This is a genomic window from Lysinibacillus sp. FSL M8-0337 (assembly GCF_038593855.1).
GTDB classification, from domain to species: domain Bacteria; phylum Bacillota; class Bacilli; order Bacillales_A; family Planococcaceae; genus Lysinibacillus; species Lysinibacillus sphaericus_D.
Map to the genome: position 1 here is coordinate 1 of NZ_CP151996.1, position 25,602 is coordinate 25,602.

10 protein-coding genes, 2 tRNA genes and 6 rRNA genes are annotated in these 25,602 nt (G+C 42.2%); all 18 read left to right on the forward strand.

What is annotated here, in order from left to right; translation table 11 throughout:
• The 18 genes from dnaA (at position 1) to MKY08_RS00090 (ending at position 25,578) form a co-directional block, all read left to right on the forward strand.
• Positions 1-1,350, forward strand: coding sequence for a chromosomal replication initiator protein DnaA (gene dnaA / locus MKY08_RS00005; protein WP_069514019.1), 1,350 nt, complete (start codon positions 1-3; stop codon positions 1,348-1,350).
• A 168-nt stretch (positions 1,351-1,518) separates the two neighbouring features.
• The gene (gene dnaN, locus MKY08_RS00010) at positions 1,519-2,655 is read left to right on the forward strand and encodes a DNA polymerase III subunit beta (protein ID WP_024364627.1); all 1,137 of its coding nucleotides are present in this window, start codon (positions 1,519-1,521) and stop codon (positions 2,653-2,655) included.
• Between the two features lie 173 nt (positions 2,656-2,828).
• Complete coding sequence (gene yaaA, locus MKY08_RS00015; RefSeq protein WP_024364626.1) at positions 2,829-3,053, forward strand: S4 domain-containing protein YaaA; 225 nt, start codon at positions 2,829-2,831, stop codon at positions 3,051-3,053.
• Positions 3,054-3,056: 3 nt separating this feature from the next.
• Entirely contained in the window at positions 3,057-4,172 is a 1,116-nt protein-coding gene (gene recF / locus MKY08_RS00020; protein ID WP_069514016.1) for a DNA replication/repair protein RecF, read from the forward strand.
• Between the two features lie 91 nt (positions 4,173-4,263).
• The gene (gene gyrB / locus MKY08_RS00025; protein WP_069514013.1) at positions 4,264-6,198 is read left to right on the forward strand and encodes a DNA topoisomerase (ATP-hydrolyzing) subunit B; all 1,935 of its coding nucleotides are present in this window, start codon (positions 4,264-4,266) and stop codon (positions 6,196-6,198) included.
• A gap of 25 nt (positions 6,199-6,223) precedes the next feature.
• A complete protein-coding gene (gene gyrA, locus MKY08_RS00030) occupies positions 6,224-8,692 on the forward strand; it encodes a DNA gyrase subunit A (protein ID WP_069514010.1) in 2,469 nt (822 codons plus the stop codon).
• Between the two features lie 146 nt (positions 8,693-8,838).
• Positions 8,839-9,927 (forward strand): HD-GYP domain-containing protein, encoded by a 1,089-nt coding sequence (locus MKY08_RS00035; RefSeq protein WP_069514007.1) that lies wholly within the window; start codon positions 8,839-8,841, stop codon positions 9,925-9,927.
• A 317-nt stretch (positions 9,928-10,244) separates the two neighbouring features.
• Positions 10,245-11,796: ribosomal RNA gene (locus MKY08_RS00040) — 16S ribosomal RNA — on the forward strand.
• A gap of 96 nt (positions 11,797-11,892) precedes the next feature.
• Positions 11,893-11,969, forward strand: a tRNA-Ile gene (locus tag MKY08_RS00045).
• Positions 11,970-11,982: 13 nt separating this feature from the next.
• A tRNA-Ala gene (locus MKY08_RS00050) sits at positions 11,983-12,058 on the forward strand.
• A gap of 217 nt (positions 12,059-12,275) precedes the next feature.
• Positions 12,276-15,203: ribosomal RNA gene (locus MKY08_RS00055) — 23S ribosomal RNA — on the forward strand.
• 184 nt (positions 15,204-15,387) lie between these two features.
• A 5S ribosomal RNA gene (rrf, locus tag MKY08_RS00060) occupies positions 15,388-15,503 on the forward strand.
• A 519-nt stretch (positions 15,504-16,022) separates the two neighbouring features.
• Entirely contained in the window at positions 16,023-16,916 is an 894-nt protein-coding gene (locus MKY08_RS00065; protein ID WP_069512206.1) for a patatin-like phospholipase family protein, read from the forward strand.
• Positions 16,917-17,222: 306 nt separating this feature from the next.
• Positions 17,223-18,774, forward strand: a 16S ribosomal RNA gene (locus MKY08_RS00070).
• Between the two features lie 308 nt (positions 18,775-19,082).
• Positions 19,083-22,010, forward strand: a 23S ribosomal RNA gene (locus MKY08_RS00075).
• 109 nt (positions 22,011-22,119) lie between these two features.
• Positions 22,120-22,235, forward strand: a 5S ribosomal RNA gene (gene rrf, locus MKY08_RS00080).
• The 16S, 23S and 5S rRNA genes sit together here with 2 tRNA genes alongside, the layout of an rRNA operon.
• A 407-nt stretch (positions 22,236-22,642) precedes the next feature.
• Positions 22,643-24,106 carry an IMP dehydrogenase gene (guaB, locus tag MKY08_RS00085; RefSeq protein WP_024362932.1) on the forward strand — a complete coding sequence of 488 codons (1,464 nt, stop codon included), beginning with the start codon at positions 22,643-22,645 and terminating at the stop codon, positions 24,104-24,106.
• 140 nt (positions 24,107-24,246) lie between these two features.
• On the forward strand, positions 24,247-25,578 hold the full coding sequence (locus MKY08_RS00090; RefSeq protein ID WP_069511043.1) for a D-alanyl-D-alanine carboxypeptidase family protein: 1,332 nt from the start codon (positions 24,247-24,249) through the stop codon (positions 25,576-25,578).
• The last annotated feature ends 24 nt before the right edge of the window (positions 25,579-25,602 follow it).

The window sequence follows — 25,602 nt, forward strand, 5'->3', positions numbered from 1 at the left end:
TTGGAACATTTAGAAGAATTATGGAATAATGTCCTGGCTCAAGTTGAACAAAAAATTTCTAAACCAAGCTTCGAAACGTGGCTAAAGTCTACTAAATTACTTTCTTACAATGGAAGTGGTTCAACCGTGACAATAGCGGCGCCAAATTCGTTTGCTCGAGACTGGCTTGAAAATCATTATATTCATTTGATTACAGGTATATTAACGGAGCTAACAGGCGAAGACTTGCTTATTAAATTTGTTGTTCAAAAAAACCAGGATTCGGACGATTTTGACTTACCAGCGCCGATTATCCAAGCAAAAAATAACGACCATCATGATATTTCACCAGGGATGTTAAATCCGAAATATACATTTGATACGTTTGTTATTGGCTCTGGAAACCGCTTCGCACATGCTGCATCGTTAGCTGTTGCTGAAGCCCCTGCAAAGGCTTATAACCCATTCTTTATATATGGGGGCGTAGGGCTTGGCAAAACGCATTTAATGCACGCAATTGGTCATTATGTGTTAGAACATAATCCAAACGCAAAAGTCGTGTACTTATCATCAGAAAAGTTTACAAATGAATTTATTAACTCTATTCGCGATAATAAAGCACTCGATTTTCGCAACAAATACCGTAATGTAGATGTGCTGCTAATTGATGATATTCAATTCCTTGCTGGAAAAGAATCGACTCAAGAAGAATTTTTCCATACTTTTAACACATTGCACGAGGAATCAAAACAAATTGTCATATCAAGTGACCGTCCACCTAAGGAAATACCTACTTTAGAGGATCGCTTACGTTCTCGATTTGAGTGGGGGCTAATTACAGATATAGCTCCACCTGATTTAGAAACGCGTATCGCTATTCTACGAAAAAAAGCAAAAGCGGACGGTTTGGATGTACCAAACGAAGTCATGCTCTATATTGCGAACCAGATTGACTCCAATATCCGGGAGCTTGAAGGTGCGCTTATTCGTGTCGTAGCTTACTCTTCGTTAGTAAACAAGGATATTACAGCTACATTAGCCGCTGAAGCATTAAAAGATATCATTCCTAATACAAAACCTAGAACTGTGACAATTTTAGACATTCAAAATGCAGTAGGAGAGCACTTTAATATTCGTTTAGAAGATTTTTCAGCTAAAAAACGAACTAAGCTAATCGCCTTTCCTCGACAAATTGCGATGTTTTTATCACGCGAATTAACAGATTTCTCGCTGCCGAAAATTGGCGAAGAGTTTGGTGGTCGTGACCATACTACTGTTATCCATGCTCATGAAAAAATATCTTCTTTGTTGAAAAATGACGTTCAACTGCAACAAGATATTAAACAAATTCGTAGCATGCTAGGGAAATAATCTTGTGGACAACTCTAATTTTTAAACACAAACTTATACACAGTCTATCTACATGTGGATAGACTGATTTTATTCACCTAGAAGCACTTATCCACAAATCCACAGGGCCTATTACTATATCTTTTTATATTTAATAAATAAATAATATAAATATGTGAGGGAAAACAAATGAAATTTGATATTTTACGTGACCGTTTACTAGAAGGTTTAAATGATGTCATGAAAGCCGTAAGTTCGAAAACAACAATTCCGATATTAACGGGGATTAAAATTGATGTAACAAACGAAGGAATTCGTCTAACTGGTAGTGATGCAGATATTACAATTCAAACATTTATCCCAGTAGAAGAAGATGGGCAACAAATTATTCACATTGCGGAAACTGGTTCAATCGTTGTACAAGCACGTATGTTCAATGAAATTGTTCGTAAATTGCCGACAAACGAGGTTGAAATTCAAGTAACAACAGGTTTCCAAACGCATATTCGTTCAGGGAAATCAGAATTCCATTTAATTGGCTCTGATGCTGCTGAATATCCTTTATTACCAGAATTAACAGAGGATCAAAAATTTACTATTCCTGCTGACTTACTAAAATCAATTATCCGTGAAACAGTATTCGCAGTGGCAACTTCTGAAAGCAGACCCGTGTTGACAGGTGTAAACTGGCAGATTAAAAACGAAACATTAATCTGTGTTGCAACAGATAGCCACCGCTTAGCAAGACGTAAAGTACAGCTAGAAGATTTACCTGAAGTTGAACATAGTGTAGTCATTCCTGGTAAAAGTTTAAATGAGTTAAATAAGGTGTTAGAAGATTCTACAAATCTTGTCCAAATTGTTATTACAAGTCAGCAAGTATTATTTAAAACAGGAGATGTATTATTCTTCTCTCGTTTACTTGAAGGGAACTACCCTGATACATCACGTTTAATTCCAGAAGAATATCAAACAAATGTAACGATTAACGGTAAAGCTTTATTACAAGCAATTGATCGTGCATCACTTGTCGCACGAGGAGATCGTAATAATGTTGTGCGCTTCGAAATTTTAGATAGTCAAGCGGTTGAAGTTTCATCGAATTCTCCGGAGATAGGTAAAGTACAAGAAGAAATACCTGTGGAAGCATTAGAAGGGGATAACTTAAAAATTTCCTTTAGCGCTAAATACATGATGGAAGCATTAAAAGCAATTGATGGTCAAGATGTGGTTATTCAATTCACTGGTGCGATGAGACCATTTATTTTACGCTCTGTTCATGATGATGCAATTCTGCAACTAATTTTACCAGTTCGCACATATTAATTGTCCAATTTCTATTAGTTGTATTATATAGAATAAATTGGGTTTTAAGTTATGTTTATTTACTTTGATAAACTTTGGGATAGTCGCTCATTGCGGCTATCTTTTTTTACTTATGAAGCATTTTTAGGTATGATAGAGAGATAGACATTCTGTATTTGGAGGGTAACACAGCTATGAAAGACATTGAAATCGATGTAGAGTTTGTCACGTTAGGGCAACTTTTAAAAATGACTGATGCCATTAGCTCAGGCGGTATGGCAAAATGGTTTTTACACGAAAATGATGTTTACGTAAATGGCGAGGTAGATGATCGCCGTGGTCGCAAATTACGTAACGGAGATGTTGTAAATATTCCTGGATGTGGCCGGTTCCGAATTGTTGGACCCACTGGACAATAAATTATGCATATTGAGCAGTTAAAACTTACAAATTACCGCAACTATGATGCGTTAACGTTAAAATTCTCTCCAAAAATAAATGTATTTATTGGTGAAAATGCCCAAGGGAAAACAAATGTGATGGAATCCATCTACGTATTAGCGATGGCTAAATCACATCGCACGACGAACGATAAAGAATTGATACGTTGGGATTCAGACTATGGTAAAATAGAAGGGGCCGTTCAAAAAAGGCACGGTATTTTACCAATAGAGCTTACCATTACGAAAAAGGGCAAAAAGGGTAAAATTAATCATATTGAACAAAGCCGTCTTAGTCATTATATTGGTCAAATGAATGTGGTTATGTTTGCGCCAGAAGATTTAAATGTTGTTAAGGGAAGCCCGCAAATACGACGACGTTTTATTGATATGGAGATTGGGCAAATTTCGCCCGTCTACTTACATGATTTATTAACCTTTCAAAAGATTTTAAAACAACGCAATCATTATTTGAAAATGAATCAGGGTAAGATAATGACAAACGATGTGATGTATGATGTTTATAATGAGCAGTATATTCACGCAGCTACCCAAATTATTCGAAAAAGATTTCAATTTATGGATTTATTACAAGAGTGGGCAGAGCCGATTCATGCAGGAATTTCACAAGGTAAGGAAACTTTAATGATTAAATACCGCACTGTAGCAGGTATTGATAAAGGACAGACTGCTAGTGAAATGGAAGATCTATTACTTAAAAAGTTAGTAGAGGTAAAGAATCGTGAATTTGAGCGTGGTGTCACGATGGTTGGACCACATCGAGATGATTTACAATTTTTAGTGAATGGCTATGATGTGCAAACATATGGCTCACAAGGACAGCAGCGTACAACTGCTTTGTCATTAAAGCTCGCCGAAATTGAGTTAATTAAACAAGAAACAAATGAAACACCCATTCTACTTTTAGACGATGTATTGTCGGAACTCGATGATTATCGCCAATCGCATTTATTAAATACCATTCAAGGTGAAGTCCAAACCTTTGTAACGACTACAAGTGTTGATGGAATTCATCATGAGACGATGGAACATGCTCAGCTGTTCCACGTGAAACAAGGTGCGATTGAAGAAAGTTAGCCAGGGAGTTTTTTAGATTATAAAAGAATGGTAATAGTCAGCTCGGTTGACTGTTCATTCATTTACACACAAAGATGTTATGAAGGAGTAGATGGAAGCCGTGGCTATAGAAAACGAAGGTTTACAAGATCAAGCGTATGAAGCCGATCAAATACAGGTATTAGAAGGTTTAGAAGCGGTTCGTAAAAGACCGGGGATGTATATCGGTTCAACAAGCTCTAAAGGTCTTCACCATTTGGTATGGGAAATTGTTGATAATAGTATAGATGAAGCACTTGCAGGTTTTTGTACTGATATCTCAGTTACGATTGAAAAAGACAATTGGATTCGTGTAGAAGATAATGGTCGAGGAATTCCTGTCAGTATTCAAGAAAAGATGGGAAAACCAGCTGTCGAAGTCATTATGACAGTGCTCCATGCTGGTGGTAAATTCGGCGGTGGGGGCTATAAAGTATCAGGCGGTCTTCATGGTGTAGGGGCATCAGTAGTAAATGCTTTGTCAGTTGAGACAATTGTTCAAGTTCATCGCGAGGGACAAATCCACGAAATAAAATTTGAACGCGGTCAAACAACACAGGCATTAACTGTTATTGGTGAAACCGATCATAACGGAACAACTACTCGTTTCAAAGCAGATCCTGAAATTTTCAAAGAAACAACAGAATATGAATTCGATATTTTAGCACATCGTATTCGCGAATTAGCCTATTTGAATCGCGGTATTCGAATTACAATTGCAGATGAGCGTGAAGATGAGATACGTTCCACTACATATCATTATGAAGGTGGTATTCGTTCTTATGTAGAGCACTTGAACAAGTCTAAAGAGCCTATCCATGAGCCAATTGATGTTCTTGGCGAAAAGGACGGTATTTCTATTGAAATCGCCATGCAATATAATGCTGGTTTTTCATCGAATATTTTCTCGTTCGCAAATAACATCAATACGTATGAAGGTGGTACACATGAGTCAGGCTTTAAAACAGCACTTACTCGTGTTATCAATGATTACGCGCGTAAAAATGGCTTATTAAAAGAAGCTGATACGAACCTTACAGGTGAAGATGTTCGCGAAGGGTTAACGGCTATTATATCTATTAAGCACCCTGATCCTCAATTTGAGGGACAAACGAAAACTAAGCTTGGTAACTCCGAAGTAAGCCAAATTACGAATGCGTTATTCTCAGATGGTTTTGAACGTTTCATGTTAGAAAATCCAACTGTAGCACGTAAAATTATTGATAAAGGTTTAATGGCAGCTCGGGCACGTGTGGCAGCGAAAAAGGCGCGCGAATTTACACGCCGCAAATCAGCACTTGAAGTATCAAGCTTACCTGGTAAACTTGCTGACTGTTCTTCTACAAACCCAGCTGAATGTGAAATTTACATTGTAGAGGGTGACTCTGCCGGTGGTTCAGCGAAATCTGGACGTGACCGTCACTTCCAAGCGATTTTACCTTTACGTGGTAAAATTTTGAACGTTGAAAAAGCACGATTAGATAAAATATTATCTAATGCTGAAATTCGAGCAATGATTACAGCCTTCGGTACTGGTATTGGGGAAGAATTTAATTTAGAAAAAGCGCGTTATCATAAAATTATTATTATGACGGACGCCGACGTAGATGGAGCGCACATCCGTACGTTATTGTTAACATTCTTCTTCCGTTTCTTACGACCTCTAATAGATGCTGGTTATATTTATATTGCACAGCCACCACTTTATCAAGTGAAGCAAGGGAAGCATGTTGAATATTGCTATGATGATATTGCGCTACAAGAGATTTTAGAGCGATTGCCAAACATGCCTAAGCCTGTAGTTCAACGCTATAAAGGTCTTGGCGAAATGAACGCAGAGCAGCTGTGGGATACAACAATGGATCCAGAGCACCGTACATTATTGCAAGTGGAATTAGATGATGCAATTAAAGCGAACGAAGCTTTCGAACGCTTAATGGGCGATGAAGTAGAACCTCGTCGTCAATTTATCGAAGAAAATGCGGTATACGCTAATTTAGATATTTAATTTTTCTTGAGGGGAGGTCTACACTTTGTCAGAACAAGAACGCTCCGGTGTTAAAGGAGTTAATATAACAGAAGAAATTGAAACATCCTTCCTCGATTATGCGATGAGTGTAATCGTTTCGCGTGCATTACCAGATGTACGCGATGGATTAAAGCCAGTTCATCGTCGTATTTTATACGGCATGCAAGAGTTAGGGAATACAGCAGATAAAGCGTACAAAAAATCAGCACGTATCGTTGGGGATGTAATGGGTAAGTACCATCCACATGGTGACTCTTCTATTTACGATGCCATGGTACGTATGGCACAAGATTTTAGTTATCGTTACATGCTTGTTGATGGCCACGGAAACTTTGGTTCTGTTGATGGCGACGGAGCAGCTGCAATGCGTTATACAGAATCACGTATGTCTCGTATTGCAATGGAAATGCTTCGAGATATTAATAAAAACACAATTGACTATACTGATAACTATGACGGCTCTGAAAAAGAACCAATCGTTTTACCAAGTCGTTATCCTAACTTATTAGTTAATGGTGCTGCTGGTATTGCCGTTGGTATGGCAACAAATATTCCGCCACATAATCTAGGGGAAACGATTGATGGAGTGTTAGCACTATCTGAAAATCCTGCAATTACTACTGAAGAATTGATGGAAATTATTCCAGGACCGGATTTCCCAACTGGCGGATTAATTTTAGGACGCAGTGGTATTCGCCGTGCCTATGAAACGGGCCGTGGTTCCATTATTATTCGAGCTAAAGTAGAAATTGAACAAAAATCAAACGGTAAAGAAACAATTCTTATTCATGAATTACCTTACCAAGTAAATAAGGCAAAATTAATTGAAAAGATTGCTGAGCTAGTTCGCGATAAAAAAATCGATGGCATTACCAATTTACGAGATGAATCTGACCGCCGTGGTATGCGTGTAGTTATTGAAATACGAAAAGATGCCAATGCAAATGTCGTGTTAAATAATCTTTATAAGCAAACAGCGATGCAATCAAGCTTTGGTGTTAATATGCTGTCGTTAGTAAATGGACAGCCAAAAGTAATGGGCATTAAAGAGATGTTGTATCATTATTTAGAGCATCAAAAAGTCATTATTCGCCGCCGTACTGAATTCGATTTAAAGAAAGCAGAAGACCGTGCTCATATTTTAGAGGGCTTACGAATTGCCCTAGATCATATTGATGAAATTATTGCGATTATCCGCGGTTCTCGTAGTGGTGAGGAAGCTAAACCGCAATTAATGGAACGGTTTAATTTATCTGAACGTCAAGCGCAAGCAATTTTAGATATGCGTTTAGTTCGTTTAAGTGGGTTAGAACGAGAAAAAATTGAAGCGGAATATCAAGAGTTACAAGTGCTAATTGCTGAATTAAAAGCAATCTTAGCTGATGAAGCTAAAATTGTTGAGATTATTCGCACTGAAATATTAGAACTGAAAGAGCGCTTCAATGATGCTCGTCGTACAGAGATTACATCTGGCGGTATGGAAATGATTGAGGATGAGGATTTAATTCCTGTAGAAAATTCAGTTGTTACGTTAACGCATAATGGTTATATTAAGCGCTTAGCTGCCAATACATATCGCAGTCAAAAGCGTGGTGGTCGTGGTGTACAAGGAATGGGAACCAATGAAGATGACTTCGTCGAGCACCTTATGAATACATCTACGCACGATACTATTTTATTCTTCACGTCTAAGGGGAAAGTATTCCGTGCAAAAGGTTACGAAATTCCAGAGTACGGTCGCACGGCGAAAGGTTTACCAATCGTTAACTTACTAAATATCGATAAAGGTGAGAAAGTTACGGCAATGATTCGTGTTGATTCATTTGACAAGGATGCTTACTTTATCTTTACAACGAAAACAGGTATTTCAAAGCGTACACCTGTATCTCAATTTGCAAATATCCGTACGAATGGCTTAATTGCTATTAGTTTAAGAGAAGATGATGATTTAATTGCGGTTCGTTTAACGGATGGTATGAAGCAAGTTATTATCGGAACGCGTGACGGTATGCTTGTTCGTTTCCAAGAGGATGATATCCGTTCAATGGGACGTACAGCAGGTGGCGTACGTGGTATTAAGCTACGAGAAGGCGATGAAGTAGTTGGTATGGAAATCGTCGAACCTGGACAAGAAATTTTAGTCGTTACCGAAAAAGGCTATGGTAAGCGTACAACTGAAGAGGAGTATCGTTTACAAAGTCGTGGTGGCGTTGGTTTAAAAACAATTCAAATTACCGATAAAAATGGTCCTATGGTGGCTGTTAAAACGGTTGATGGTTCTGAAGATTTAATGCTTATTACAATCAACGGAATGCTGATACGTATGGATGTAAATGATATCTCATTAATTGGTCGTAGCACGCAAGGCGTTCGTTTAATTCGTTTAGGGGATGACGAACTTGTTGCAACTGTTGCAAAAGTTGAAAAAGAAGACGAAGAGACCACTGATGAAAATGAGGAAATAGAAGAATAAAAAATAACCGATGACGACAGCGTTTGTTGCTGCTCATCGGTTTTTATTATATATCGTGAAAAATAAGTAATAATTTAGAAATTCGTGATAATATATAAATAGACCTTAGTTCAAGTAAGTGAAATAGTAAAGAGGTGTTTAATTTCGTGGAAACGGTACATGTCCCAATTTCAGAATTACGTATTGGAAAAGTTATTTCTGAAGATATTTTTGCTAATACACAATATCCAATAATTTTTAAAGATACAGTAGTATCGCATGAGCATTTACAAGTCTTTAGCGCATTTAATATTTCAAGAGCTCCTGTATATAAAGACAATTTAAAAGAAGTTTCAGTAGAGACTGAAAAAGACATAGATTTTGCTTTCCAACCAGAAGTTGTCCCAACGTTTAAAAGAGTTTACAGCAATTCTGTTGAACAATTTAAGAAAGAGTTTAAAAATTGGGAAGCTGGTGCGAAGGTAGATATTACAAAAGCACGTTCGATTATTTTGCCATTATTGGATATGGTTTTAGAAGATCGTACAATTATTTTTAACTTAAATGAATATTCGAATCCAAAAGATTATTTATACCATCATTGTGTAGGAACAGCACTGATTTCTTCTGTGATCGCTCAAAAATTAGGTTACGATAAAGGGTTAACCATTCAAATTGCAATTGGCGGTTTATTAGCAGATTGCGGTATGGCTAAAATTCACCCACGTATTCGTGATAAAAAAACCACTTTAACAGAACAAGAATTTTCAGAGATTCATAAACATCCTATATATAGTTATAACATGGTAAAGGATTTAACTATCCTAAAAGATACAATTAAAGAAGCAATTTTCCAACATCATGAGCGCTTAAACGGAAGTGGCTATCCTAAAGGTGAGAAAATCGCAAACATATCGGTTTTTGCGCAGATTATTGCAGTTGCTGATGTTTTTCATGCTATGACATGTGAGCGAGTTTATCGCTCTAAACAATCTTCGTTTAAAGTAATAGAAATGATAAATGAGTCTGAGTTTGGGAAATTTGATATTAAAGTAGTAAGAGCGTTGATTGACTTAGTGGCAGACTTACCAATTGGAACAATTATTGAACTTTCAAATCTAGAACGTGGTGAAGTAATGTTCGTAAACAGATATGCACCTACACGTCCTATTATTAAATTAAGCATTACAGGTGAAATTTTTGATTTAGGAAAAAATCGTACGTTTTATATTTCACGAATTATTACAAATGAATAGAGTAAATAAAGAACTAATAAGGCAGTCATAAAGTGTTGTGATTGCCTTATTAATCCGTTGTTCTACTAGAGTAAATACATGTAATCAAAAACTATTTATATTTTTTTAGATAAAGTGTTGACATAGTTTATGAATCTTGATATTATAAATGAGTCGCCAAGAGGTGACGCACTAAACGAAACAAAATGAACCTTGAAAACTGAACAAGTAAAACGTAATCAATATAGTTTTTACTAGCTAACTTCGTTAGTGAACGAAACAAAATTTTGGACATCAAAATTGATGCCAGCAAAACAATTTGAGCTAATCAAATTTCTTTTATGGAGAGTTTGATCCTGGCTCAGGACGAACGCTGGCGGCGTGCCTAATACATGCAAGTCGAGCGAACAGAGAAGGAGCTTGCTCCTTCGACGTTAGCGGCGGACGGGTGAGTAACACGTGGGCAACCTACCTTATAGTTTGGGATAACTCCGGGAAACCGGGGCTAATACCGAATAATCTATTGTTCCTCATGGGACAATACTGAAAGACGGTTTCGGCTGTCGCTATAGGATGGGCCCGCGGCGCATTAGCTAGTTGGTGAGGTAACGGCTCACCAAGGCGACGATGCGTAGCCGACCTGAGAGGGTGATCGGCCACACTGGGACTGAGACACGGCCCAGACTCCTACGGGAGGCAGCAGTAGGGAATCTTCCACAATGGGCGAAAGCCTGATGGAGCAACGCCGCGTGAGTGAAGAAGGATTTCGGTTCGTAAAACTCTGTTGTAAGGGAAGAACAAGTACAGTAGTAACTGGCTGTACCTTGACGGTACCTTATTAGAAAGCCACGGCTAACTACGTGCCAGCAGCCGCGGTAATACGTAGGTGGCAAGCGTTGTCCGGAATTATTGGGCGTAAAGCGCGCGCAGGTGGTTTCTTAAGTCTGATGTGAAAGCCCACGGCTCAACCGTGGAGGGTCATTGGAAACTGGGAGACTTGAGTGCAGAAGAGGATAGTGGAATTCCAAGTGTAGCGGTGAAATGCGTAGAGATTTGGAGGAACACCAGTGGCGAAGGCGACTATCTGGTCTGTAACTGACACTGAGGCGCGAAAGCGTGGGGAGCAAACAGGATTAGATACCCTGGTAGTCCACGCCGTAAACGATGAGTGCTAAGTGTTAGGGGGTTTCCGCCCCTTAGTGCTGCAGCTAACGCATTAAGCACTCCGCCTGGGGAGTACGGTCGCAAGACTGAAACTCAAAGGAATTGACGGGGGCCCGCACAAGCGGTGGAGCATGTGGTTTAATTCGAAGCAACGCGAAGAACCTTACCAGGTCTTGACATCCCGTTGACCACTGTAGAGATATGGTTTTCCCTTCGGGGACAACGGTGACAGGTGGTGCATGGTTGTCGTCAGCTCGTGTCGTGAGATGTTGGGTTAAGTCCCGCAACGAGCGCAACCCTTGATCTTAGTTGCCATCATTTAGTTGGGCACTCTAAGGTGACTGCCGGTGACAAACCGGAGGAAGGTGGGGATGACGTCAAATCATCATGCCCCTTATGACCTGGGCTACACACGTGCTACAATGGACGATACAAACGGTTGCCAACTCGCGAGAGGGAGCTAATCCGATAAAGTCGTTCTCAGTTCGGATTGTAGGCTGCAACTCGCCTACATGAAGCCGGAATCGCTAGTAATCGCGGATCAGCATGCCGCGGTGAATACGTTCCCGGGCCTTGTACACACCGCCCGTCACACCACGAGAGTTTGTAACACCCGAAGTCGGTGAGGTAACCTTTTGGAGCCAGCCGCCGAAGGTGGGATAGATGATTGGGGTGAAGTCGTAACAAGGTAGCCGTATCGGAAGGTGCGGCTGGATCACCTCCTTTCTAAGGATATTTTCGGAATACAAACCTTGGGTTTGTAAGATTACGTTTTGCGTTCAGTTTTGAAGGTTTATAACTAACTTTATAAAACTTCCAAGAGGGCCTATAGCTCAGCTGGTTAGAGCGCACGCCTGATAAGCGTGAGGTCGATGGTTCGAGTCCATTTAGGCCCACCATATATAACCTCTTGGGGCCTTAGCTCAGCTGGGAGAGCGCCTGCCTTGCACGCAGGAGGTCAGCGGTTCGATCCCGCTAGGCTCCACCAATTTTTATTTGTTCTTTGAAAACTGGATAAAACGACATTGAAATTGTAACAAACACATTTATTTTTTTAAGTTTTTTATAGGCTTAATAACAAATGAAGGTTTCGAGATACGAGTAAGACAAGGAAGCGATTGAGTGAGAGAAGGAGCGTACCTCTGTACGTGACTGACCGAACGAATGAAGCTGACGCTGGATTACGATGTATATCGGAAGCTGCAGGTTAAGTTATTAAGGGCGCACGGCGAATGCCTTGGCACTAGGAGCCGAAGAAGGACGGCACTAACACCGATATGCTTCGGGGAGCTGTAAGTGAGCTTTGATCCGGAGATTTCCGAATGGGGGAACCCACTACGTTTAATCGCGTAGTATCTTGACGTGAATACATAGCGTCTTGAAGGCAGACCCAGGGAACTGAAACATCTAAGTACCTGGAGGAAGAGAAAGAAAAATCGATTCCCTGAGTAGCGGCGAGCGAAACGGGAAGAGCCCAAACCAAGAGGCTTGCCTCTTGGGGTTGTAGGACACTCTATACGGAGTTACAAAGGAATGAGTTAGATGAAGCGACTTGGAAAGGTCCGCCAGAGCAGGTAAAAGCCCTGTAGTCGAAAGTTTATTCCCTCCAGAGTGGATCCTGAGTACGGCGGAACACGTGAAATTCCGTCGGAATCCGGGAGGACCATCTCCCAAGGCTAAATACTACCTAGTGACCGATAGTGAACCAGTACCGTGAGGGAAAGGTGAAAAGCACCCCGGGAGGGGAGTGAAAGAGATCCTGAAACCGTGTGCCTACAAGTAGTTAGAGCCCGTTAATGGGTGATAGCGTGCCTTTTGTAGAATGAACCGGCGAGTTACGATTACGTGCGAGGTTAAGCTTTAGAAGGCGGAGCCGCAGCGAAAGCGAGTCTGAATAGGGCGAATTAGTACGTGGTCGTAGACCCGAAACCAGGTGATCTACCCATGTCCAGGGTGAAGGTGAGGTAACACTTACTGGAGGCCCGAACCCACGCACGTTGAAAAGTGCGGGGATGAGGTGTGGGTAGCGGAGAAATTCCAATCGAACTTGGAGATAGCTGGTTCTCTCCGAAATAGCTTTAGGGCTAGCCTCGTGATGAGAATACTGGAGGTAGAGCACTGTTTGGACTAGGGGGCCATCCCGGTTTACCGAATTCAGACAAACTCCGAATGCCAGATATTTATACACGGGAGTCAGACTGCGAGTGATAAGATCCGTAGTCAAAAGGGAAACAGCCCAGACCACCAGCTAAGGTCCCAAAGTAATCGTTAAGTGGAAAAGGATGTGGCGTTGCACAGACAACCAGGATGTTGGCTTAGAAGCAGCCATCATTTAAAGAGTGCGTAATAGCTCACTGGTCGAGTGACGCTGCGCCGAAAATGTATCGGGGCTAAACGATTCACCGAAGCTGTGGATTGACATCTACGATGTCAGTGGTAGGAGAGCGTTCTAAGTGCGTTGAAGTCAGACCGGAAGGACTGGTGGAGCGCTTAGAAGTGAGAATGCCGGTATGAGTAGCGAAAGACGGGTGAGAATCCCGTCCACCGTATGACTAAGGTTTCCTGAGGAAGGCTCGTCCGCTCAGGGTTAGTCGGGACCTAAGCCGAGGCCGATAGGCGTAGGCGATGGACAACAGGTTGATATTCCTGTACCACCTCCTCACCGTTTGAGAAATGGGGGGACGCAGTAGGATAGGGTAAGCGCGCCGTTGGTTGTGCGCGTCCAAGCAGTAAGGCGTGTGTGTAGGCAAATCCGCACACTGTAACGTTGAGCTGTGATGGCGAGTCCGTATGGACGAAGTTCCTGATTTCACACTGCCAAGAAAAGCCTCTATCGAGGTGAGAGGTGCCCGTACCGCAAACCGACACAGGTAGTCGAGGAGAGAATCCTAAGGTGTGCGAGAGAACTCTCGTTAAGGAACTCGGCAAAATGACCCCGTAACTTCGGGAGAAGGGGTGCTCTTGAGCGTGCAAGCGCATGAGAGCCGCAGTGAATAGGCCCAGGCGACTGTTTAGCAAAAACACAGGTCTCTGCAAAACCGTAAGGTGACGTATAGGGGCTGACGCCTGCCCGGTGCTGGAAGGTTAAGAGGAGTGGTTAGCGCAAGCGAAGCTGCGAATTGAAGCCCCAGTAAACGGCGGCCGTAACTATAACGGTCCTAAGGTAGCGAAATTCCTTGTCGGGTAAGTTCCGACCCGCACGAAAGGCGTAACGATCTGGGCACTGTCTCAACGAGAGACTCGGTGAAATTATAGTACCTGTGAAGATGCAGGTTACCCGCGACAGGACGGAAAGACCCCGTGGAGCTTTACTGTAGCCTGATATTGAATTTTGGTACAACTTGTACAGGATAGGTAGGAGCCAGAGATCTCGGAGCGCCAGCTTCGAAGGAGGCGTCGGTGGGATACTACCCTGGTTGTATTGAAATTCTAACCCATGCCCCTTAGCGGGGCAGGAGACAGTGTCAGGCGGACAGTTTGACTGGGGCGGTCGCCTCCTAAAAGGTAACGGAGGCGCCCAAAGGTTCCCTCAGAATGGTTGGAAATCATTCGTAGAGTGTAAAGGCACAAGGGAGCTTGACTGCGAGACCTACAAGTCGAGCAGGGTCGAAAGACGGGCTTAGTGATCCGGTGGTTCCGCATGGAAGGGCCATCGCTCAACGGATAAAAGCTACCCCGGGGATAACAGGCTTATCTCCCCCAAGAGTCCACATCGACGGGGAGGTTTGGCACCTCGATGTCGGCTCATCGCATCCTGGGGCTGTAGTCGGTCCCAAGGGTTGGGCTGTTCGCCCATTAAAGCGGTACGCGAGCTGGGTTCAGAACGTCGTGAGACAGTTCGGTCCCTATCCGTCGTGGGCGTAGGAAATTTGAGAGGAGCTGTCCTTAGTACGAGAGGACCGGGATGGACACACCGCTGGTGTACCAGTTGTCTTGCCAAAGGCATCGCTGGGTAGCTATGTGTGGACGGGATAAGTGCTGAAAGCATCTAAGCATGAAGCCCCCCTCAAGATGAGATTTCCCATTACGCAAGTAAGTAAGATCCCTCAAAGACGATGAGGTAGATAGGTTCGAGGTGGAAGTGTGGTGACACATGGAGCTGACGAATACTAATCGATCGAGGACTTAACCAAAAAGTTTGAAACATTCAATGAACGTTTATCCAGTTTTGAAAGAACAACCTTTCATAAAAGGGTTTCAAGATACGAGTAGTTCGCGGAAGCAATTGAGAGAAGGAAGGAGCGTACATCTGTACGTGACTGACTGAACGAATGAAGCTGACAAAGAAATACGATGTATATTGAAAGCCGTAAATAGTCTAGTGATGATGGCAAAGAGGTCACACCCGTTCCCATACCGAACACGGAAGTTAAGCTCTTTAGCGCCGATGGTAGTTGGGGGCTTCCCCCTGTGAGAGTAGGACGTCGCTAGGCACACAAAGCAGTCAGCAAATTGCTGGCTGTTTTTTTATTTTGAGCAATAACGAGAATCTATTATTTTTATAGGTTCTCGTTATTTTTTTAAAAAGGAAAATCATAATTCATTATTAAGCATTTTAAATTTTAACAAAGTATCAATAGAAGAATTAGAAAGTGTAGATGCTGGCAATATACTATTTTTGCAATTTTAAAGCCCGTTAAGGGCATTCTAGTGACTATATGGCATGTTTTAATTATAAAACATATGAGTTACTTAAGACGGGCTTGAAAGCTGGAGGTTTGAATATTCGATATGAGAACATTAATTGAATACATGCAGATATTGAAGTATTACTTATTTATTTAAGATTGAGATTTATACTGACAGGCGTTCTATTTTTTTATTATGTATTTTTAATGTTTACGTAAACAATCTAATAATCCAGTTAGTTCGACAGAATTCATTTTTTAAAGTTCTAATCTCTTTGATAATTTTCTATAATATAACGATTACTTAAAAAAGGAGAGGGAATTTTGTGGATTGATGGAGTTTTTTCTGGTGGAGGATTGAAAGGCTTTGCTTTGGTTGGAGCGTATCAAGTATTAGAAGCTGAAAATTTTCATTTTAAACGAGTTGCAGGAACAAGTGCTGGAGCAATATTAGCTGCTTTTATTGCTGCTGGTTATAGTGGAAAGGAAATTGAATGTATACTTGAAGAATTAGATGTACCTTCATTATTAGATCCTCGAAAAACATTTCTACCATTACCGTTTATGAAATGGATTAATGTTTATAACCATTTAGGGTTGTATAAAGGGAAAGCATTAGAAAAATGGTTTTTTCAAAAATTAGCGGATAAAGGGGTTTATACTTTTTCCGATTTACCTAAAGGTTCATTAAAATTAGTAGCATCCGATTTATCGAATGGCAGAATTATTGTTTTACCAGATGATTTACACAAATATCAAATTGATGCCAATAATTTTTCTGTTGCTTGTGCATTACGTATGAGCTGTGGCATTCCGTTCTTTTTTGAACCAGTTACATTAAAAACAGGAAGGGGGGAGTCTGTCATTGTTGATGGAGGCGTACTAAGTAATTTTCCTTTATGGATATTTGATGACAAAGAAGGGCGTAAAAAGCGACCTGTACTTGGTCTTAAACTAAGTAGAAGTAGTGAAGAACAATGTCCACAAGAGATAAAGAATGGCTTGAATTTATTTGAAGCGTTATTTGCTACTATGAAAGGGGCACATGATGAAAGGTATATTTCAAGAAGACACGAAAGGGATATTGTTTTTATTCCAGTAGATGATTATAGTGCCACACAATTTGATTTAAATGAAGAGACTAAAGAAACATTGTTAGAGATAGGTAGAAATCGTACTCTTCAATTTTTAAAAACTTGGCCGAGATTTAGAATGTAGTAGTTTTTTTAAAAAAATAATAAAAACTGTTGACGTTTCAAAAACTAGATGTTATTATATAAAAGTTGCTGTTACAACATGTAGCTAAGAATAAATAAAAACAAAAAAATGTTTGACATTATTTCAGAAACATGTTATTATATAAAAGTTAACTCTTTTAAAACAGTTAACGAAATGAACCTTGAAAACTGAACAAGCAAAACGTAATCAATATAGTTTTTACTAGCTAACTTCGTTAGTGAACGAAACAAAATTTTGGACATCAAAATTGATGCCAGCAAAACAATTTGAGCTAATCAAATTTCTTTTATGGAGAGTTTGATCCTGGCTCAGGACGAACGCTGGCGGCGTGCCTAATACATGCAAGTCGAGCGAACAGAGAAGGAGCTTGCTCCTTCGACGTTAGCGGCGGACGGGTGAGTAACACGTGGGCAACCTACCTTATAGTTTGGGATAACTCCGGGAAACCGGGGCTAATACCGAATAATCTATTGTTCCTCATGGGACAATACTGAAAGACGGTTTCGGCTGTCGCTATAGGATGGGCCCGCGGCGCATTAGCTAGTTGGTGAGGTAACGGCTCACCAAGGCGACGATGCGTAGCCGACCTGAGAGGGTGATCGGCCACACTGGGACTGAGACACGGCCCAGACTCCTACGGGAGGCAGCAGTAGGGAATCTTCCACAATGGGCGAAAGCCTGATGGAGCAACGCCGCGTGAGTGAAGAAGGATTTCGGTTCGTAAAACTCTGTTGTAAGGGAAGAACAAGTACAGTAGTAACTGGCTGTACCTTGACGGTACCTTATTAGAAAGCCACGGCTAACTACGTGCCAGCAGCCGCGGTAATACGTAGGTGGCAAGCGTTGTCCGGAATTATTGGGCGTAAAGCGCGCGCAGGTGGTTTCTTAAGTCTGATGTGAAAGCCCACGGCTCAACCGTGGAGGGTCATTGGAAACTGGGAGACTTGAGTGCAGAAGAGGATAGTGGAATTCCAAGTGTAGCGGTGAAATGCGTAGAGATTTGGAGGAACACCAGTGGCGAAGGCGACTATCTGGTCTGTAACTGACACTGAGGCGCGAAAGCGTGGGGAGCAAACAGGATTAGATACCCTGGTAGTCCACGCCGTAAACGATGAGTGCTAAGTGTTAGGGGGTTTCCGCCCCTTAGTGCTGCAGCTAACGCATTAAGCACTCCGCCTGGGGAGTACGGTCGCAAGACTGAAACTCAAAGGAATTGACGGGGGCCCGCACAAGCGGTGGAGCATGTGGTTTAATTCGAAGCAACGCGAAGAACCTTACCAGGTCTTGACATCCCGTTGACCACTGTAGAGATATGGTTTTCCCTTCGGGGACAACGGTGACAGGTGGTGCATGGTTGTCGTCAGCTCGTGTCGTGAGATGTTGGGTTAAGTCCCGCAACGAGCGCAACCCTTGATCTTAGTTGCCATCATTTAGTTGGGCACTCTAAGGTGACTGCCGGTGACAAACCGGAGGAAGGTGGGGATGACGTCAAATCATCATGCCCCTTATGACCTGGGCTACACACGTGCTACAATGGACGATACAAACGGTTGCCAACTCGCGAGAGGGAGCTAATCCGATAAAGTCGTTCTCAGTTCGGATTGTAGGCTGCAACTCGCCTACATGAAGCCGGAATCGCTAGTAATCGCGGATCAGCATGCCGCGGTGAATACGTTCCCGGGCCTTGTACACACCGCCCGTCACACCACGAGAGTTTGTAACACCCGAAGTCGGTGAGGTAACCTTTTGGAGCCAGCCGCCGAAGGTGGGATAGATGATTGGGGTGAAGTCGTAACAAGGTAGCCGTATCGGAAGGTGCGGCTGGATCACCTCCTTTCTAAGGATATTTTCGGAATACAAACCTTGGGTTTGTAAGATTACGTTTTGCGTTCAGTTTTGAAGGTTCATCATTACGATGAAATACTTCAAAACTTGTTCTTTGAAAACTGGATAAAACGACATTGAAATTGTAACAAACACATTTATTTTTTAAATTAAGTTTTTAGGCTTAATAACTAATAATAGGGTTTCAAGACACAAGCAGTTCTAGGAAGCGAACGAGTGAATGAAGGAGCGTACTTACGTACGTGACTGATTGAACGAGAGAAGCTGACAACGAAATGCGCAGTGGATTGGAAGCCGATAGGTTAAGTTATTAAGGGCGCACGGCGAATGCCTTGGCACTAGGAGCCGAAGAAGGACGGCACTAACACCGATATGCTTCGGGGAGCTGTAAGTGAGCTTTGATCCGGAGATTTCCGAATGGGGGAACCCACTACGTTTAATCGCGTAGTATCTTGACGTGAATACATAGCGTCTTGAAGGCAGACCCAGGGAACTGAAACATCTAAGTACCTGGAGGAAGAGAAAGAAAAATCGATTCCCTGAGTAGCGGCGAGCGAAACGGGAAGAGCCCAAACCAAGAGGCTTGCCTCTTGGGGTTGTAGGACACTCTATACGGAGTTACAAAGGAATGAGTTAGATGAAGCGACTTGGAAAGGTCCGCCAGAGCAGGTAAAAGCCCTGTAGTCGAAAGTTTATTCCCTCCAGAGTGGATCCTGAGTACGGCGGAACACGTGAAATTCCGTCGGAATCCGGGAGGACCATCTCCCAAGGCTAAATACTACCTAGTGACCGATAGTGAACCAGTACCGTGAGGGAAAGGTGAAAAGCACCCCGGGAGGGGAGTGAAAGAGATCCTGAAACCGTGTGCCTACAAGTAGTTAGAGCCCGTTAATGGGTGATAGCGTGCCTTTTGTAGAATGAACCGGCGAGTTACGATTACGTGCGAGGTTAAGCTTTAGAAGGCGGAGCCGCAGCGAAAGCGAGTCTGAATAGGGCGAATTAGTACGTGGTCGTAGACCCGAAACCAGGTGATCTACCCATGTCCAGGGTGAAGGTGAGGTAACACTTACTGGAGGCCCGAACCCACGCACGTTGAAAAGTGCGGGGATGAGGTGTGGGTAGCGGAGAAATTCCAATCGAACTTGGAGATAGCTGGTTCTCTCCGAAATAGCTTTAGGGCTAGCCTCGTGATGAGAATACTGGAGGTAGAGCACTGTTTGGACTAGGGGGCCATCCCGGTTTACCGAATTCAGACAAACTCCGAATGCCAGATATTTATACACGGGAGTCAGACTGCGAGTGATAAGATCCGTAGTCAAAAGGGAAACAGCCCAGACCACCAGCTAAGGTCCCAAAGTAATCGTTAAGTGGAAAAGGATGTGGCGTTGCACAGACAACCAGGATGTTGGCTTAGAAGCAGCCATCATTTAAAGAGTGCGTAATAGCTCACTGGTCGAGTGACGCTGCGCCGAAAATGTATCGGGGCTAAACGATTCACCGAAGCTGTGGATTGACATCTACGATGTCAGTGGTAGGAGAGCGTTCTAAGTGCGTTGAAGTCAGACCGGAAGGACTGGTGGAGCGCTTAGAAGTGAGAATGCCGGTATGAGTAGCGAAAGACGGGTGAGAATCCCGTCCACCGTATGACTAAGGTTTCCTGAGGAAGGCTCGTCCGCTCAGGGTTAGTCGGGACCTAAGCCGAGGCCGATAGGCGTAGGCGATGGACAACAGGTTGATATTCCTGTACCACCTCCTCACCGTTTGAGAAATGGGGGGACGCAGTAGGATAGGGTAAGCGCGCCGTTGGTTGTGCGCGTCCAAGCAGTAAGGCGTGTGTGTAGGCAAATCCGCACACTGTAACGTTGAGCTGTGATGGCGAGTCCGTATGGACGAAGTTCCTGATTTCACACTGCCAAGAAAAGCCTCTATCGAGGTGAGAGGTGCCCGTACCGCAAACCGACACAGGTAGTCGAGGAGAGAATCCTAAGGTGTGCGAGAGAACTCTCGTTAAGGAACTCGGCAAAATGACCCCGTAACTTCGGGAGAAGGGGTGCTCTTGAGCGTGCAAGCGCATGAGAGCCGCAGTGAATAGGCCCAGGCGACTGTTTAGCAAAAACACAGGTCTCTGCAAAACCGTAAGGTGACGTATAGGGGCTGACGCCTGCCCGGTGCTGGAAGGTTAAGAGGAGTGGTTAGCGCAAGCGAAGCTGCGAATTGAAGCCCCAGTAAACGGCGGCCGTAACTATAACGGTCCTAAGGTAGCGAAATTCCTTGTCGGGTAAGTTCCGACCCGCACGAAAGGCGTAACGATCTGGGCACTGTCTCAACGAGAGACTCGGTGAAATTATAGTACCTGTGAAGATGCAGGTTACCCGCGACAGGACGGAAAGACCCCGTGGAGCTTTACTGTAGCCTGATATTGAATTTTGGTACAACTTGTACAGGATAGGTAGGAGCCAGAGATCTCGGAGCGCCAGCTTCGAAGGAGGCGTCGGTGGGATACTACCCTGGTTGTATTGAAATTCTAACCCATGCCCCTTAGCGGGGCAGGAGACAGTGTCAGGCGGACAGTTTGACTGGGGCGGTCGCCTCCTAAAAGGTAACGGAGGCGCCCAAAGGTTCCCTCAGAATGGTTGGAAATCATTCGTAGAGTGTAAAGGCACAAGGGAGCTTGACTGCGAGACCTACAAGTCGAGCAGGGTCGAAAGACGGGCTTAGTGATCCGGTGGTTCCGCATGGAAGGGCCATCGCTCAACGGATAAAAGCTACCCCGGGGATAACAGGCTTATCTCCCCCAAGAGTCCACATCGACGGGGAGGTTTGGCACCTCGATGTCGGCTCATCGCATCCTGGGGCTGTAGTCGGTCCCAAGGGTTGGGCTGTTCGCCCATTAAAGCGGTACGCGAGCTGGGTTCAGAACGTCGTGAGACAGTTCGGTCCCTATCCGTCGTGGGCGTAGGAAATTTGAGAGGAGCTGTCCTTAGTACGAGAGGACCGGGATGGACACACCGCTGGTGTACCAGTTGTCTTGCCAAAGGCATCGCTGGGTAGCTATGTGTGGACGGGATAAGTGCTGAAAGCATCTAAGCATGAAGCCCCCCTCAAGATGAGATTTCCCATTACGCAAGTAAGTAAGATCCCTCAAAGACGATGAGGTAGATAGGTTCGAGGTGGAAGTGTGGTGACACATGGAGCTGACGAATACTAATCGATCGAGGACTTAACCAAAAAGTTTGAAACATTCAATGAACCGTTTATCCAGTTTTGAAAGAACAACCTTTCTAAAAAGAGAGCTTCAAGACACAGTAATACGCCGTGTATTGGAGGTCGAATATAGTCTAGTGATGATGGCAAAGAGGTCACACCCGTTCCCATACCGAACACGGAAGTTAAGCTCTTTAGCGCCGATGGTAGTTGGGGGCTTCCCCCTGTGAGAGTAGGACGTCGCTAGGCACACAAAGCAGTCAGCAAATTGCTGGCTGTTTTTTGTCTATTTTTAGCTTTAAAAAACGATTTCAATAAAATTGTAAGCGTTCTTATGAGCCCTTTTGTGCTATTATTTTTGCATATTGTGTGAGAAACTAAGTGAAAATTAATATGCTAACTATTAATTATCTGATTAATAATTTGGGGGTTTAATTTTTTCTAGGTAGCTGATTATTTAGGAGAAAAATATTTTAAAAAAGAGATATTTCTGCATTAAATATAGAAAATTGGTTTTAAAAATGAATAATTAGGTATAAGTTTGGACAAACTAAAAAATCTGAATTGTCTTTCTTTTATAAGTTTCTTGACAGTAGCATGACACGTTGTTAATCTTACAATTAATATTCTTTTAACTATAGGAGGAAGTTACGAAAATGTGGGAATCTAAATTTGCCAAAGAAGGTTTAACTTTTGATGATGTATTATTAGTACCAGCTCATTCAGAAGTACTACCGAAAGATGTTGATTTATCAGTTCAACTTACACCAAAGATTAAATTAAATATTCCAATGGTCAGTGCAGGTATGGATACAGTTACAGAATCTAAGATGGCTATTGCTATGGCACGTCAAGGTGGTATCGGTATTATCCATAAAAATATGGGCATAGATGAGCAAGCGGAACAAGTTGAAAAAGTAAAACGTTCTGAAAATGGTGTTATTACAAACCCATTCTTCTTAACTCCGACTCACCAAGTTTTTGATGCTGAACATTTAATGGGTAAATACCGAATTTCAGGTGTACCAATTGTGGATAGTATGGAAAACCAAAAGCTAGTAGGAATTATTACAAATCGTGATTTACGTTTTATTTCTGACTACTCTTTAAAAATTGAAGATGTAATGACAAAAGAAGATTTGATTACGGCTCCTGTTGGAACGACTTTAGAGGATGCAGAAAAGATTCTTCAACAATATAAAATCGAAAAACTTCCTATTGTAGATGAAGAAGGTAAGTTAACTGGTTTAATTACAATTAAGGATATCGAAAAAGTAATTGAGTTCCCGAATGCTGCAAAAGATGTACATGGTCGTTTATTAGTAGGAGCAGCTGTAGGAGTATCTAAAGATACAATGATTCGCATTGAGAAGCTTGTTGAAGCACAGGTTGATATCGTAGTAATCGATACAGCCCACGGTCACTCAGAGGGTGTACTACAAACAATCCGTTCTATCCGTGAAGCTTACCCAGAATTAGAAATTATTGCTGGTAACGTGGCAACTGGTGAGGGAGCACGTGCATTGTTTGAAGCTGGTGCAGATGTAGTGAAGGTTGGTATTGGACCAGGATCAATTTGTACAACTCGAGTTGTTGCAGGTGTAGGTGTACCTCAAATTACTGCCATCTATGATTGTGCTACAGTAGCGCGTGAATTAGGTAAAACAATTATTGCTGATGGTGGTATTAAATACTCTGGAGACATCGTAAAAGCTCTTGCTGCAGGCGGTAATATCGTAATGCTTGGCTCACTTCTTGCAGGTACTTCTGAATCTCCAGGAGATACTGAAATTTTCCAAGGTCGTCGCTTCAAAGTTTACCGTGGTATGGGTTCTATTGGCGCAATGGAAAAAGGTTCAAAAGATCGTTATTTCCAAGAAGATGCAAAAAAATTAGTACCAGAGGGTATTGAAGGTCGACTTCCTTATAAAGGACCTCTAGCAGATACAGTTTATCAATTGATTGGTGGTATTCGAGCAGGTATGGGTTATTGTGGTGCGCCTAACCTTGAATATTTACGTGACAACGCTCAGTTTGTCCGTATGACAGGTGCAGGTCTTCGTGAATCACATCCACATGATGTTCAAATTACAAAAGAATCACCAAACTATTCAATGTAATATATTTCAAGCAACTTTTATGCTCTCGTATCGTCTACAAAGATGATACGAGGGCATTTTTTATGAGATAGATTGCGCACCTACTAGGATATCTATGATAAAATGTCGAGGACAAGATTATTTTTTGGAGGGCAATAAAGGTGAAAAAAACAACGAACACCGTATTACGTTTGCTCCTAATTCCTGTTCTATTATTTAGTATATTTGCAGGTGTTCCTGCGAAAGCAAATGCAGAAACAGATTTAGGGTTAACGGTTGACGCTGCGATTTTAATAGACGCAGATTCAGGGAAAATTTTATATGAACAAAATGCAGATACTTCACTAGGTATCGCTAGTATGACGAAGATGATGACCGAGTACCTACTACTGGACGCAATTGATGCAGGTACGGTGAAATGGGATCAGGAATATCATGTGACGGATTATACGTATCGTATGTCTCAAAACCGTGCATTAAGTAATGTACCGTTACGAAGAGACGGATCATATACAATTCGTGAACTATATGAGGCAATGGCTATCTACTCTGCTAATGCAGCTACAGTGGCAATTGCAGAAACAATCGCTGGTACTGAAACTGAGTTTTTAAAACTAATGAATAAAAAGGCAGAAGAGCTTGGCCTTGAAGGCTATAAGTTTGTAAATGCTTCAGGTCTTAACAATGCTGATTTATTTGGTATGCAGCCAGCAGGTACTGGTCCAGAAGATGAGAATGTAATGCCTGCTAAATCTGTAGCAAAATTAGCCTATCATTTATTAAAAGATCATCCAAAGGTTTTAGAGACATCTAAAATAACAAAAAAGACATTCCGTGAAGGAACAGATGACGCAATTGAAATGTCAAACTGGAACTTTATGTTACCAGGTCTAGTATTCCAGTATGAAGGCGTAGATGGCCTAAAAACAGGTACTACTAACTTTGCAGGACATTGCTTCACTGGTACTGCAGAACGCAATGGGACGCGTCTAATTGCAGTCGTAATGAAAGCTGTCGATGCAAAAGGAGAAGGCTCTTATAAAGCACGTTTTGATGCTACGGCTAAGTTATTTAATTATGGCTTCACGCAATTTACAAAACATGAAATTATTCCAGCAAACTATAAGTTTAAAGACCAAAAGACTGTGAAAGTAACTAAAGGGCAAGAAGACAAAGTAGCTATTGCTGTGAAAGAACCAATTTCATTTATGGTGAAATCTTCTGAAAAGGATTTATATCAACCTAAATTAGTTTTAGATAAAAAAAGCTTTGAAGCTAAAGTGAAGAAGGATACAGTAGTAGGGAAGGTCGTTATAGAGCGCACAGAAGGCAAAGATTACGGTTTTATTGATGGTAAAGAGTTTACATCTGATGTCGTGACAACAGCGTCTGTAGAACGTGCTAGCGGTATTTCTCTATTCTTCCAAGGTATCGGTAACTTCTTCGGAAACTTATGGGGTGGCATTACTGATTTTGTTGGTGGATTATTTTAAAAACTAACTAGTAAGAACACGTTT